The organism is Microbacterium sp. K41 (assembly GCF_004794395.1).
Taxonomy (GTDB): domain Bacteria; phylum Actinomycetota; class Actinomycetes; order Actinomycetales; family Microbacteriaceae; genus Microbacterium; species Microbacterium sufflavum.
Genome location: NZ_SSDO01000520.1, coordinates 23,005 through 34,711, shown reverse-complemented (window position 1 = coordinate 34,711; position 11,707 = coordinate 23,005). Strand labels below are relative to the sequence as shown.

Genomic DNA, 11,707 nt, shown 5'->3' with positions numbered 1-11,707 from the left:
CGGCGAGCTCACGCCGATACGCCACGCGCACCGCCACGACCGCGTCGTCGTCGCCCGCCGCCGCGACACCGTCGCTGGCGTCCACGGCGGCGAGGAGGCGGCTGCGCAGCGCGTCGGCCGATGGCAGCGCCGACACGGGCTCGCCGAGCACGGAGAGCTGTGCGGGGTGGCGCAGGAAGAACTCGGCGAGCCCGGTCGAGGCGCCGAACACCCGCCACACCGTGCGGCGCGTCTCCGCATCGTCGACGAGCGGCCGCACCGCCTCCGGGTCACGGCGCGCCACCCGGAGCAGACCGCGCACCGCGGCATCCGGGTCTGCGGCGCCCATGCCGTCGAGCAGCCCCGCACGGGGTCGGTCCAGCAGCGACTCCAGCTCCGCCAGCGACGCGGCGGCCTCGGACAGCTCGGAGAAACCGATCCGTGCGAGCGCGGAGAGCGAGACGGAGGCGTCAGGTCGGGCCATGCCGCGCCTCAGAGGAGCTCGAGGTTGTTCTTCAGCTCCAGCGGCGTGACCTGCCCGCGGTACGCCTCCCACTCCTTGCGCTTGTTGAGCAGCACGTAGTTGAACACCTGCTCGCCCAGCGTCTCGGCCACGAGCTCGGACTCCTCCATGTACTCCAGCGCGTGGTCGAGGCTCGCGGGCAGGGCGGAGTAGCCCAGCGCACGGCGCTCGGCGTCGCTCAGCGCCCACACGTTGTCCTCGGCCTCCGGCGGCAGCTCGTACCCCTCCTCGATGCCCTTGAGGCCGGCGGCGAGCATGAGCGCGTAAGCCAGGTAAGGGTTCGCGGCCGAGTCGAGCGCGCGGTACTCCACGCGCGACGACTGCCCCTTGTTCGGCTTGTACATCGGCACCCGGACGAGCGCCGAACGGTTGTTGTGACCCCACGTGATGAAGCTGGGGGCCTCGTCGCCGCCCCACAGCCGCTTGTACGAGTTGACGAACTGGTTGGTCACGGCGGAGATCTCGTTCGCGTGCCGCAGGAGCCCGGCGATGAAGTGACGGCCGGTCTTGGACAGCTGGTACTTCGCCCCCTCCTCGTAGAACGCGTTCTGATCGCCCTCGAACAGCGACATGTGCGTGTGCATGCCGCTGCCGGGCTGACCGCTGAGCGGCTTCGGCATGAACGTGGCGTACACGCCCTGCTCGATGGCCACCTCCTTGATCACGGTGCGGAACGTCATGACGTTGTCGGCCGTGGTGAGGGCGTCGGCGTACCGCAGGTCGATCTCGTTCTGACCGGGACCGCCCTCGTGGTGGCTGAACTCCACCGAGATGCCGAGGTCTTCGAGCATGCGCACCGAGCGGCGCCGGAAGTCATGGGCCGTACCGCCCGGCACGTTGTCGAAGTACCCGGCGGAGTCGACCGGGACCGGACCCTCGGGCCCGAACGACGAGGACTTGAGCAGGTAGAACTCGATCTCCGGGTGCGTGTAGAACGTGAAGCCCGCGTCAGCGGCTTTCGCGAGCGCACGCTTGAGCACGTGACGCGGATCCGCCACCGCCGGCTGCCCGTCCGGGGTCGTGAGGTCGCAGAACATGCGCGCCGTCGGGTCGATCTCCCCGCGCCACGGCAGCGTCTGGAACGTGGTCGGGTCGGGCTGCGCCAGCAGATCGGACTCGTACGTGCGGGTGAGGCCCTCGATGGCCGAGCCGTCGAAGCCGATGCCCTCCGCGAACGCCCCCTCGACCTCGGCCGGCGCGATCGCGACCGACTTCAGCGTGCCGATCACGTCGGTGAACCACAGCCGCACGAACTTGACGCCGCGCTCCTCGATCGTGCGAAGCACGAAGTCCCTCTGCTTGTCCATGGCTACTCTGCGCCCTGGCCCTTCGCGTCGGAGCCGAAGCCGCTCGACGGCTTCGCGTCCCAGCCCTGCTCCGCGGCCTCCTCCTCGGCCCAGGCACGCGACCGCTCCTGGAGGACCTCGGGCGCACGACGCGCCTCGGCCTCGGTGTCGAAGGGGCCGACGCGGTCGATCGAGGGCGACAGCATGCCGAACTCGACCTCGCCAGTGGCGGAGTTGTACCAGTACTTGTGATCGCCGTCGGTCATGGCTTCTCCTTCTTCCCGCGAGTCGTTCGGGTGATGTCATCGATCCTACTGGCGCACACAGCGGTCGCTAAGCTATCGGCCATGGCAAAAGCGATCGGCGTCGACATCGGCGGCACGGGTATCAAAGCGGGAATCGTCGACCTCGAACACGGCACCATGGCCTCGGATCGGGTACGCGTGCCCACCCCGGAGGGTGCGGCGCCGGAGGACGTGCTCCTCGCCGTGCAGACCGTGCTCAAGACCCTCGACGTGCACGAGTCGACGCTCCCCCTCGGCGTGGCCTTCCCGGCGATCGTCAAGCGCGGCAAGACCCTGTCGGCCGCCAACGTGTCGAAGAAGTGGATCGACTTCGACGCGGAGCGGTTCTTCCGCGACGGGCTCGGCCGCAACATCGTGTTCGTGAACGACGCCGACGCGGCGGGTGTGGCCGAGGCTCGCCACGGTGCCGCGCGCGACGTGATCGGCTTCACGCTGCTCACCACTCTCGGAACCGGGATCGGATCGGCCTTCCTCTACGACGGCGTGCTGCTGCCCAACACCGAGCTCGGCCACCTCAACTTCCGCGGCTTCGAGTCGGTGGAGACCTGGGCGGCCACCTCCGCCCGCGAGCGCGAAGGGCTCAGCTGGGCCGAGTGGGCGGAGCGGCTGCAGGAGTTCTACTCCCACATCGAGTTCATCTTCAGCCCCGACCTGTTCGTGGTCGGCGGCGGGGTGTCGAAGAACGCGGGCGACTTCCTCCCGCTGCTCGACCTCAAGACCCCGATCGTCCCGGCGATCCACCGCAACAACTCGGGCATCATCGGCGCCGCGTCACTCGCCGGCGACTGACACCAGCGCGACTCGTGGAAGGCCCCGCAGAGCATCTGCGGGGCCTTTCCTCGTGGGGCGAATGGGCCGGCCTGTACGCCGGGTTCTGTTCCGGGGTTCTTCGCCCCTTCGACGGCCATCTCTCTCGGCGACACGTTGCCGTGCCGCTCCAGCGGTCTACCCGAGGACTCGGCGGGCCGCGTCAACATCCTCTGTCTGACCTTGCTCCGGGCGAGGTTTACCTGGCGGGCCGTGTCACCACGACCCCCGGTGGTCTCTTACACCACCCTTTCACCCTTACCCGCGATCCGAGGATCACGGGCGGTCTGCTCTCTGTGGCACTTTCTCGCGGATCACTCCGGGTGGGTGTTACCCACCGCCCTGCCCTGTGGAGCCCGGACGTTCCTCGGTGCGGTCACCCGCCACGCGACCGTCCAGCCGACCCATTCGCCCCTCCAGTCTACGGCGCTCACTTCTCCGCGGAATCCGCGATGCGCAGGTCGAGCGGCACCTCGATCGGGAACGTGCCGAACAGGCGGGTCGTCGCGACCTCCGCCGCCTCCCGCACCGCAGCCGCAGCAGCCTCGGCGTGCTCGCGCGGAGTGTGCACGATGATCTCGTCGTGCAGGAAGAACGCCAGATGCGGCTCGCGGGCGAACGGGCCGGAGGCCTCGGCGGCCCCGAACACGGGCGGCAGCTGCTGCAGCCGGTGTCGGATCTCGGCGAGCCAGATGAGCGACCACTCGGCCGCCGTGCCCTGCACCACGAAGTTGCGGGTGAAGCGTCCCCAGTCCCGGGCTCGCCGACGAGCGAGGGCCACCACGGCGGGATCGGCCTCCGCGGCCGTCGCATCCGACTGCAACCGCATCCACTCGTCCGACGGCCGCGGCGAGGACCGGCCCAGCCACGTCGAGACGATCCCGCCGTCCTCTCCCGTGCGCGCCGCCTCGTCGACGAGGGCCATGGCGCGCGGGTAGACGCGGCGCAACCGTGGCACCAGACGGCCGCTGTCGCCGCTCGTCGCGCCGTACATGGCCCCGAGCACCGCGTACTTCGCCTCTTCACGGGTCGCGACCGCGCCCGACGCCACGACACCCGCGTAGAGGTCGCCACCGCGCGCCGCCTCGGCCATCGCTTCATCCGCCGCCATGGCCGCCAGCATCCGCGGCTCCAGCTGCGCGACATCCGCGACCACCAGCGTCCATCCGGGGTCGGCCCGCACGGCGGGTCGCAGGTTCCGCGGCAGCTGCAGCGCTCCCCCGCCGGCCGAGGCCCAGCGCCCCGTGACCACCCCACCGGGGATGTAGACCGGACGGAACCGCCCCTCGTGCACCCACTCGGACAGCCACGTCCACCCGTTCGCGCTCAGCAGCCGGGACAGCTTCTTGTACGCCAGCAGCGGTTCGACGACGGGATGGTCCTGCGTCGACAGCTCCCACTTGCTCGTGGACTCGACCTGCACTCCGACGCGATGCAGGGCGCGCAGCAGCTTGGGCTGGCTGTCCAGGTGGAGAGTCGCATCGCCGAGGAGCGCTCGCACCTCGTCCGCACGCTCCACCATGTGCCGGGGAAGACCGCCGCCCGCGGGCCGGGCGCCGAGGGTCTCGGTGAGGATCGCGTCGTGCACCGCCGTGTCCCAGGGCAACCCGGCGGCGCGCATCTCCTCGGCGATCAGGCCACCTGCGGACTCGGCGGCGCACAGGAGCGTCAGCCGACCGTCCCGCGCGGCGGCGATCACCCGGCGTTGCGCGCGGTACTGCTCCAGGGCCGCGACGACCGCGGGCTCCCCCGATTCCTCGTCGAACACGTCGAACAGGGAGGGCGTCGCGTCGGCCGGCTGCCGCGGCTCCCAGGCGGCCGACGGAGGCAGCGGCGCGGGCACCGTCGCGGTGTCCCGCAAGATCGCATGGCACAGGACCAGGTCGTGACTGCGGCCGATACGGACTCCCTCCCGCAGCAGCAGTGCGTACACCTCGGCGGCCGAGCGCAGGATCCACCGGGGGCCGTCCTCCGCCTCCGTCGCGGCGACCCAGGACGCGAGTTCGCCCGCGGGCACGAGCGTCCGACCGCTCTCCCGGTCGTGCTCGTCGAGCTCGACCGCCGCGTACTCGGCCGCCCCGAGCGCGATCAGGGCGATGCGGCGTTCCGCGCCCGACGCCGGCACCGTCATCGGCGGTGCACGACGGATGCGCTCACGAGAGCCCCGACTCCTCGGTGCGGACGAGGATGCAGCCGCACTCGGGGCAGGAGACCACGGCGTCCTCCGGGGCACGGCGGATCTCGTTGAGGTCGGTGCCAGGGAGCATCATGCGGCAGCCCTCGCAGGTGCCGCGGGTGAGGAGCGCCGCCCCCGCGCTGTTCTGCGCGCGGCGGTCGTACTCCGCCAGCAGCGGGGCGGGGATCGAGCCGGCGACGGCCTCCCGGTCACGCGTCAGCTGAGCGCCGAGCTCGGTGGCCGCCGCCACGTCGGCCTTCGCCTGCGCGGTCAGGGCCGTGCCCTCGGTCGTGGTCGTGTCGAGCAGCGCCTGCTGAGCGGCGACGGCGGCATCGGCCTCTTCCACGCGCCCCATCACGTCGAGCTCCGCGTCTTCCAGGTCGCTCAGGCGCTTGGCCAGGCTGGCGAGCTCGTGCTCGAGCGCCTGCGCCTCCTTCGCGTTGGTCGCCGCCGCCAGACGCGCGGTGTCGCGGTCCCGGCGCTGTTCGGCCAGGGACACGTCGGACTCCAGCCGCGCGAGCTCGGCCCGCGCATCGTCCCGCGCGCCGGTGAGAACCGTGAGCTCGCGGAGCTGCTCCTGGCGGACGGCGACGAGCTCGGTGATCCGCGCCGCCTGACTCGGCTGGGTGCGGGCGCGCTCGGCCTGCGCGATGCGCCGGTCGAGGTCCGCGATGTCGAGCAGGGTGCGCTGGTTCTCCGGGGTGGCGTTCACGCTCTCAAATCTAGTCGGTCGGCCGTCGTCCGGGCCTCAGCCGATGACGCCGTCGACGTAGAGCCACGTGCGGCCCTCGCGGACGAATCGGCTGCGCTCGCGCAGGGAGCCGCGCTCGGCGCCGTGCCGCCAGAACGCCTCGAACTCCACGACGCCGTCGCGGTCGAACGGTCCCCCGGCCACGCGGTCGACGATCAGCAGCCGACGCCACTCCAGACCCCGGTCGAACTCGACGTCGCGGGGCCGCGTGCTCGGATGCCAGGTGCGCAGCAGGTACGCGGCGTCCTCCCGGGAGAAAGCGGTGTAGCGGGAGCGCATGAGCCGCTCAGCGGTCGGAGCGGGCGCACCTCCGAGAAGGGGCGCGCAGCACTCGTCGAACGGGTTGCCGGAGCCGCAGGGGCAGCGTGCGGACGACATCACGAGAGCGCGACGATCAGGGTCATGCCTGCCAGCATCACGCACACCGGGGTCATGGTCCACCGTTCCGCGGGACTCCGCGAGATCGCATTGAGCAGGATCCCGATCACGAAGTACGCGAACAGCACCCAGCACAACACGACGACGACGGGCAGCTCACCCCCGGCGATGACTCCCGCACGGCTCAGCAGCAGTACGGCGAACCCGGCGTAGAGGACGACCGAGACGATGCTGCCGACGCGGAGCCGCACGGGCAGAACGCGGTGCGCACCGCCCCAGGCGAAGCGGCCGAGCGGCGCGCCGAAGATGAGAGCGACCTGGAACAGAGTCAGAGCCGCGATAAGGACGAGGGCGCCCGTCAGAGCGACGGCGAGCATGCGGAGACCTCCAGGGTGTCGGGAGTCATGCGGACAGGTCGAGATCGTCGAGCCAGGAGAGCGCGAGCCCGTGCGAGCGGAGACCGTAGTCGAGGGTCGCGCGACGGAAGCGGTACAGCTCGCGCACGGCCTCAGGCACGTCGGTCGCATCGAGCTCCTCCGCCAGGGCGGCGAGCCGGGACTGGTCCTCCGCGATCCGTGTGCGGATGACCTCGACGCACAGCGGACGCTCCGCGGGCGGGAGGTGTCCCAGGAGGTGGATCCGCGCGAGCATCAGGGGCTCGGGGTCGGATCCGGTGAGCGGCGACGTCATCCACGTGTGCCAGGACCGACGCCCCTCCGCCGTCACGCGGTACAGCTTCCTTCCCCGACCGTTCGCGGCCGCCTCGTCCACGCGTGCCCAGCCCTGCGACTCGAGCTGACGGAGGGCGCGCTGGATGCTTCCGAAGCTCGCGGCGTAGAAGAGCGAGATCCCGGCGCGGAACCGCTTGTGCACGTCGTAGAGCGTGAGCGGAGCGTCCAGAAGGATCCCGAGGATGAGGAACTGCATGCTCCAGATATACCTCTTAGGGATATTGCGGACAAGGCCTACGCTGAACACAAGCCACCCGAAGGAGCACCGATGCCCGCCATCCCCACCGTCACCGCCCACAACGGCTTCACCCTTCCCGCGATCGGGCTGGGCACCTATCGCCTCGACGGCGATGCGGGAGCCGACGCCGTCGCCGCGGCCATCGGCGCGGGCTACCGCCTCATCGACACGGCCTTCAACTACGAGAACGAGGGGTCCGTCGGGCGCGGTGTCGCCGCCGCCGACGTCGAGCGCGCCGAGATCATCGTCACCACCAAGCTGCCCGGCCGACACCACCCCGCCGACCGGGCGCGGATCAGCATCGAGGAGAGCCGCTCCCGGCTCGGGCTCGATGCGACCGATCTCCATCTGATCCACTGGCCGAACCCGCACCAGGACGAGTACGTCCCCGCATGGACGGCGCTCGTCGAGGCCCAGTCCCGCGGCGTCGTGCGGCAGATCGGCGTGTCGAACTTCCTGCCGGAGCACCTGGAGCGCATCGAGAGGGAGACCGGCGTCCGCCCCGTGGTCAACCAGATCGAGGTGCACCCGTACTTCCCCCAGGAGGAGCAGCTCGCCCACCACCGCGCCCAGGGGATCATCACCGAGGCGTGGAGTCCGATCGGCCGGGCGAAGGCGCTGCTCGACGAGCCCGTGATCAGGGAGGTCGCCGCCGCACACGACATCGCGCCAGCGCAGGCGGTGCTGGCCTGGCACGTCGCCCGGGGGACCGTGGCGATCCCCAAGGCCTCGTCGCTCGCTCACCAGCTCGACAACCTCGCCGCGGCGGAGATCGTGCTCGACGACGCCGAGGTGGCCGCGATCACCGCACTCGGTCGCCCGGACGGACGGCTCTTCGACGCGGACCCCGCCGTCCACGAGGAGTCCTGACCGCGGGAGCGCTCAGACGGTCTGCGTCCCCAGCACCCGCAGGAACTCCAGCTTGCCGGCCGCCTCGCTCCCCCGCGGCGCGGTCAGCACGATCAGCGCCTGCGACTCGTCTTCCGTGAACAGCGCCTGGCAGTCGACCTCGATCTCGCCGAGCTCCGGGTGCACCATCACCTTGTGCTGCTCGAAGCGACGGCTCACCTCGTGCGCCTCCCACAACCGCACGAACTCGTCGCTCATGGCCGAGAGGGCCGTGACCATCTCGCAGGCGCGGGAGCGCGCACCGGGGACCGCGTGCGCGGCCCTGAGCGTCGCCACAAGAGACCGCGACTGCCGCACGTGATCGACCTCCCGATAGCGGAGGCGCTCCGTCTCCGGGGAGGCGAACCAGCGGTAGATCCCGCTGCGATCCATCCCGGTCAGGCTTCCCGCATCGCCGATCAGCGCCCGGGAGGCGTCGTTCTGCACGAGCACCTCGTCGAGCACCGACACCACGAACGCCGGCGTGTCGTGCAGCCGGTCCAGCACCCGGAGGATCCCCGGCCGCACGTAGTCGGTCGCCGTGACGCGATCCGGGGCGCTGTGGCCGCTCAACCGGAACAGGTAGTCGCGCTCGTCCTCGGTCAGCCGCAGCGCCCTGGCGAGCGAGCCGAGGATCTGCACGCTCGGCTGTGGTCCCCTCCGCTGCTCCAGGCGTGCGTAGTAGTCCGTCGACATCGTGGCCAGCTGGGCCACCTCCTCGCGCCGCAGACCGGCGGTTCGGCGGCGCGCTCCCGCGGGCAGCCCCACGTCGCCGGGCGTCAACGCCTCCCGGCGGCGCAGCAGGAAGTCGGCCAGCGCATCACGATCCATTCCTGAAGTATCCCCCCGCCGCGGCACCCGAACCAGGGATCGGCGGTCCCTGGACGATCCCTCTCTGGAGCGTCCAGCCGCCGCCGTCGACGCTGGAACCATGGACATCACCGGAAACACCATCTTCATCCCCGGCGCGACCAGCGGCATCGGCCTCGCGCTGGCCCTCCGACTCCACGAACGCGGGAACACCGTGATCGTCGGCGGGCGGCGCGCCGACCGGCTCACCGCGATCGCCGACGCACACCCCGGCATCCACACCGTGCAGATCGACACCGCGGACGCCGACAGCATCCAGGCAGCCGCCCGCACCGTCCTCGCCGAGCATCCGGCGCTGAACGTGCTCGTCACCATGGCGGGCATCATGCGCGCCGAGGACTGGCGCTCACCCGACGGCTTCCTCGCGACCGCCGAGGAGATCGTGACCACCAACGTCCTCGGGCCGATCCGTCTGATCGCCGCGTTCGTCGAGCACCTCCGCGCGCAGCCCGCCGCGACGATCATGACCGTGACGTCCGGGCTCGCGTTCGTCCCGCTCAAGGCGACGCCGACCTACAACGCCAGCAAGGCTGCGATCCACATGCTCAGCGAATCCCTCCGCCTGCAGTTCGCCGACACGAGCATCTCCGTCGTCGAGCTGGAGCCGCCGGCCGTGCGCACCGCTCTCATGCCCGGGCAGGAGCAGGACGAGTCGGCGATGCCTCTCGACGAGTTCGCCGACGAGGTCATGGCGCTCATCGAGACCGACCCGGAGGCGCCCGAGGTGCAGGTCGAGCGCGTCAAGTTCCTGCGCCACGCCGAGGCGAGGGGGGACTACGCCCGCGTCGTCGCCGCGCTCAACAGCACCGATCGTCACGCCCGCTGAGGTCGGGGCGGTGCCCGCGCACCGCCCCCAGTTCACGCCTGCAGGGACCCCGCGACCGCGGTGAGAGCATCGGCCGACTGCCGCAGCTGCTCCAGCTCGCGCTCCGAGAAGGAGGTGGCGCGGATCGGCTCGGCCCCGGCGGCGCTCACGATCGACGGTACCGACAGGGCGACGCCGTCCAGGCCGTGGAAGTCGCGCAGCACCGTGCTCACCGGCATCACGGCGTGCTCGTCTCGGAGGATGGCCTCCACGATCCGCGCGCTCGACAGCCCGATCGCGTAGTTGGTCGCCCCCTTGCCGCGGATCACCTTGTACGCGGCGTCGCGCACCTCCACCGCGATCTCGTCCAGCTCCTCCAGCGTGAACCGCGGGTGACCCGGCGTCTCCCACTCCAGGATCGGCACCGTGCCGATCGTGGCGCGGGACCACAGGGGGAACTCCGTGTCCCCGTGCTCGCCGATGATGTGCGCGTGCACGCTCGCAGTCGACACTCCCGCCCGCTCGGCGAGCTTCCATCGCAGACGCGACGTATCGAGCACCGTGCCGGAGGCGAAGATACGCTCCGCCGGCAGCCCGGTCTCCTGCTGAGCGATCACGGTGAGCACGTCGCACGGGTTCGTGACGATGACGTACACCGCGTTCGGTGCGACGGCGAGCAGGTCGGGCATCATGCGCCGGATGATGCCCGCGTTCACCCCGGCCAGCTCGGTGCGGGTCTGCCCCGGGTTCTGCTTGGCCCCGGCGGTGATGACCACCACGTGCGAGCCGGCCGCGACCGAGATGTCGCTGCCGCCGACGATCGCGCTCGACCCGGTGAACTGGGTCCCGTGGGCGAGGTCGAGCACCTCGGCCTCGACCTTCTCGGTGGCGATGTCATAGAGCGCGACGTGACGGGCGGAGCCGCGGATCAGTGCGGCGTACGCGACGCTGGAGCCGACGCTCCCCGCACCCACGACCGTGAGCTTCGAGTTCTCGATGATCTCCATGCGCCCATACTGACAGCGGGCTCGTCGCTCCGGGAGGGGGCGAGCCGTGCGAAAGCGCGCAGGTCAGACCGCCGCGGCCACCGCATCCGCCGCGGTCCGGTGGGTGAACCGGAACCCCGAGCGCTCGAGCACCTCCGGGCGCACATCGGCATCCGGCAGCAGGAGCGAGTCGGCCGCGTCCCCGAGCGCCAGGCGCAGCGCCCACCGGGGAGCGCGGAGCCAGTACGGGCGATGCATCCGCGCGGCGAGGGCGCGTCCGATGTCATTCATGGTTGCGGGCGTCGGACCCGCGAGGTTCACCGGACCGGTGAGCTTCGCGTCGAGCGTGTGCCGGATCGCCCGCACCTCGTCCTCGAGCGAGATCCAGGGCCACGTCTGCGTGCCAGGGCCCAGCGGTCCCGCGACCCCGAGCCGGGTGAGCAGCACCAGCGGCCGCAGGACGCCGCGGCGATGGATCACGGGGGCCGTGCGCAGCAGCGCGACCCGGGTGAGGTCCTCCACCCGTCTGGCCTCGGCCTCCCATCGCACGCAGAGGTCGGCGAGGAACGTGTCGCCCGGCCGCGAGTCCTCCGTGAGGGTCTCCCCCGGCGCGGAGCCGTAGTAGCCCACGGCCGACGCGGAGACCAGCGCCGGAGCGTCGGAGCCGAGCGAGCGCAGCGCCGTCGTGAGGGTGTGCGTCGCATCGAGCCGCGACTCCACCAGCTCCCGGCGGTACCGCAGCGTCCACGGGAGCCGGCCGACGCTGGTACCGCCCAGGGCCACGACCGCCTCCGCACCCGCGAGCACGTCGGGGTTGAGGGAGCTCACACCGGGCATCCACTGATGCTCGCCGTCCTCCCGGGGCGGGTGACGCACGAGCGTGTCGACCTCGATCCCGTCGCCTCGCAGCGAGGCCGCGAGGGCGGAGCCGATCAGGCCGGATGCCCCGCTGATGACGATGCGTCGCGCCATGGTCGCTCCCCC

Annotated in this window: 13 protein-coding genes, 1 other RNA gene and 1 pseudogene; 3 read left to right on the top strand and 12 right to left on the bottom strand. The window is 71.3% G+C overall.

Annotation, left to right across the window (positions count from 1 at the left end; all coding sequences use genetic code 11):
* The 3 genes and pseudogenes from DW309_RS17905 to DW309_RS17895 all read right to left on the bottom strand — a co-directional run.
* A pseudogene (locus DW309_RS17905) lies at positions 1 to 463 on the bottom strand (bifunctional [glutamine synthetase] adenylyltransferase/[glutamine synthetase]-adenylyl-L-tyrosine phosphorylase); the annotation flags it as partial.
* Positions 464 to 471: 8 nt separating this feature from the next.
* The gene (glnA, locus tag DW309_RS17900; protein ID WP_136030252.1) at positions 472 to 1,809 is read right to left on the bottom strand and encodes a type I glutamate--ammonia ligase; all 1,338 of its coding nucleotides are present in this window, start codon (positions 1,807 to 1,809) and stop codon (positions 472 to 474) included.
* Positions 1,810 to 1,811: 2 nt separating this feature from the next.
* Positions 1,812 to 2,054 carry an SPOR domain-containing protein gene (locus tag DW309_RS17895; RefSeq protein WP_136030250.1) on the bottom strand — a complete coding sequence of 81 codons (243 nt, stop codon included), beginning with the start codon at positions 2,052 to 2,054 and terminating at the stop codon, positions 1,812 to 1,814.
* 81 nt (positions 2,055 to 2,135) lie between these two features.
* Here DW309_RS17895 and ppgK point away from each other — a divergent pair, with 81 nt between their 5' ends.
* The gene (gene ppgK, locus DW309_RS17890; protein ID WP_136036155.1) at positions 2,136 to 2,882 is read left to right on the top strand and encodes a polyphosphate--glucose phosphotransferase; all 747 of its coding nucleotides are present in this window, start codon (positions 2,136 to 2,138) and stop codon (positions 2,880 to 2,882) included.
* Between the two features lie 58 nt (positions 2,883 to 2,940).
* Here ppgK and rnpB read toward each other — a convergent pair.
* From rnpB to DW309_RS17860, 6 genes are all read right to left on the bottom strand, one after another.
* An RNA gene (gene rnpB / locus DW309_RS17885) (RNase P RNA component class A) lies at positions 2,941 to 3,307 on the bottom strand.
* 23 nt (positions 3,308 to 3,330) lie between these two features.
* Positions 3,331 to 5,031: a bifunctional 3'-5' exonuclease/DNA polymerase gene (locus DW309_RS17880; RefSeq protein ID WP_136046140.1), complete on the bottom strand. Its 1,701-nt coding sequence runs from the start codon at positions 5,029 to 5,031 to the stop codon at positions 3,331 to 3,333.
* Between the two features lie 22 nt (positions 5,032 to 5,053).
* Positions 5,054 to 5,788 (bottom strand): zinc ribbon domain-containing protein, encoded by a 735-nt coding sequence (locus DW309_RS17875; protein WP_136030244.1) that lies wholly within the window; start codon positions 5,786 to 5,788, stop codon positions 5,054 to 5,056.
* Positions 5,789 to 5,824: 36 nt separating this feature from the next.
* Positions 5,825 to 6,205 (bottom strand): YchJ family protein, encoded by a 381-nt coding sequence (locus DW309_RS17870; protein ID WP_136046139.1) that lies wholly within the window; start codon positions 6,203 to 6,205, stop codon positions 5,825 to 5,827.
* Positions 6,205 to 6,582 (bottom strand): hypothetical protein, encoded by a 378-nt coding sequence (locus tag DW309_RS17865; RefSeq protein ID WP_136046138.1) that lies wholly within the window; start codon positions 6,580 to 6,582, stop codon positions 6,205 to 6,207. The genes DW309_RS17870 and DW309_RS17865 overlap by 1 nt, the downstream gene beginning before the upstream one ends.
* Before the next feature lie 25 nt (positions 6,583 to 6,607).
* Positions 6,608 to 7,132 carry a PadR family transcriptional regulator gene (locus DW309_RS17860; protein ID WP_136036159.1) on the bottom strand — a complete coding sequence of 175 codons (525 nt, stop codon included), beginning with the start codon at positions 7,130 to 7,132 and terminating at the stop codon, positions 6,608 to 6,610.
* Between the two features lie 72 nt (positions 7,133 to 7,204).
* Here DW309_RS17860 and DW309_RS17855 point away from each other — a divergent pair, with 72 nt between their 5' ends.
* A complete protein-coding gene (locus tag DW309_RS17855) occupies positions 7,205 to 8,044 on the top strand; it encodes an aldo/keto reductase (RefSeq protein WP_136046137.1) in 840 nt (279 codons plus the stop codon).
* Between the two features lie 12 nt (positions 8,045 to 8,056).
* On the opposite strand, the gene DW309_RS17850 is transcribed toward DW309_RS17855, so the two are convergent.
* On the bottom strand, positions 8,057 to 8,893 hold the full coding sequence (locus tag DW309_RS17850; protein ID WP_136046136.1) for a helix-turn-helix transcriptional regulator: 837 nt from the start codon (positions 8,891 to 8,893) through the stop codon (positions 8,057 to 8,059).
* A gap of 100 nt (positions 8,894 to 8,993) precedes the next feature.
* On the opposite strand from DW309_RS17850, the gene DW309_RS17845 reads away from it, so the two are divergent.
* A complete protein-coding gene (locus tag DW309_RS17845; protein WP_136046135.1) occupies positions 8,994 to 9,758 on the top strand; it encodes an SDR family oxidoreductase in 765 nt (254 codons plus the stop codon).
* Between the two features lie 32 nt (positions 9,759 to 9,790).
* On the opposite strand, the gene DW309_RS17840 is transcribed toward DW309_RS17845, so the two are convergent.
* Both DW309_RS17840 and DW309_RS17835 read right to left on the bottom strand, forming a co-directional pair.
* Complete coding sequence (locus tag DW309_RS17840; RefSeq protein ID WP_136046134.1) at positions 9,791 to 10,744, bottom strand: L-lactate dehydrogenase; 954 nt, start codon at positions 10,742 to 10,744, stop codon at positions 9,791 to 9,793.
* Between the two features lie 63 nt (positions 10,745 to 10,807).
* A complete protein-coding gene (locus tag DW309_RS17835) occupies positions 10,808 to 11,695 on the bottom strand; it encodes a TIGR01777 family oxidoreductase (protein ID WP_136046133.1) in 888 nt (295 codons plus the stop codon).
* Between the last annotated feature and the right edge of the window lie 12 nt (positions 11,696 to 11,707).

Bases quoted from the DNA above. Each gene is read 5' to 3' on its own strand.
- ppgK (WP_136036155.1), top strand. From the start codon at position 2,136: ATGGCAAAAGCGATCGGCGTCGACATCGGCGGCACGGGTATCAAAGCG.
- DW309_RS17870 (WP_136046139.1), bottom strand. From the start codon at position 6,205: ATGTCGTCCGCACGCTGCCCCTGCGGCTCCGGCAACCCGTTCGACGAG.
- DW309_RS17855 (WP_136046137.1), top strand. From the start codon at position 7,205: ATGCCCGCCATCCCCACCGTCACCGCCCACAACGGCTTCACCCTTCCC.
- glnA (WP_136030252.1), bottom strand. From the start codon at position 1,809: ATGGACAAGCAGAGGGACTTCGTGCTTCGCACGATCGAGGAGCGCGGC.
- DW309_RS17860 (WP_136036159.1), bottom strand. From the start codon at position 7,132: ATGCAGTTCCTCATCCTCGGGATCCTTCTGGACGCTCCGCTCACGCTC.
- DW309_RS17880 (WP_136046140.1), bottom strand. From the start codon at position 5,031: ATGACGGTGCCGGCGTCGGGCGCGGAACGCCGCATCGCCCTGATCGCG.
- DW309_RS17845 (WP_136046135.1), top strand. From the start codon at position 8,994: ATGGACATCACCGGAAACACCATCTTCATCCCCGGCGCGACCAGCGGC.
- DW309_RS17835 (WP_136046133.1), bottom strand. From the start codon at position 11,695: ATGGCGCGACGCATCGTCATCAGCGGGGCATCCGGCCTGATCGGCTCC.
- DW309_RS17895 (WP_136030250.1), bottom strand. From the start codon at position 2,054: ATGACCGACGGCGATCACAAGTACTGGTACAACTCCGCCACTGGCGAG.
- DW309_RS17865 (WP_136046138.1), bottom strand. From the start codon at position 6,582: ATGCTCGCCGTCGCTCTGACGGGCGCCCTCGTCCTTATCGCGGCTCTG.
- DW309_RS17850 (WP_136046136.1), bottom strand. From the start codon at position 8,893: ATGGATCGTGATGCGCTGGCCGACTTCCTGCTGCGCCGCCGGGAGGCG.
- DW309_RS17840 (WP_136046134.1), bottom strand. From the start codon at position 10,744: ATGGAGATCATCGAGAACTCGAAGCTCACGGTCGTGGGTGCGGGGAGC.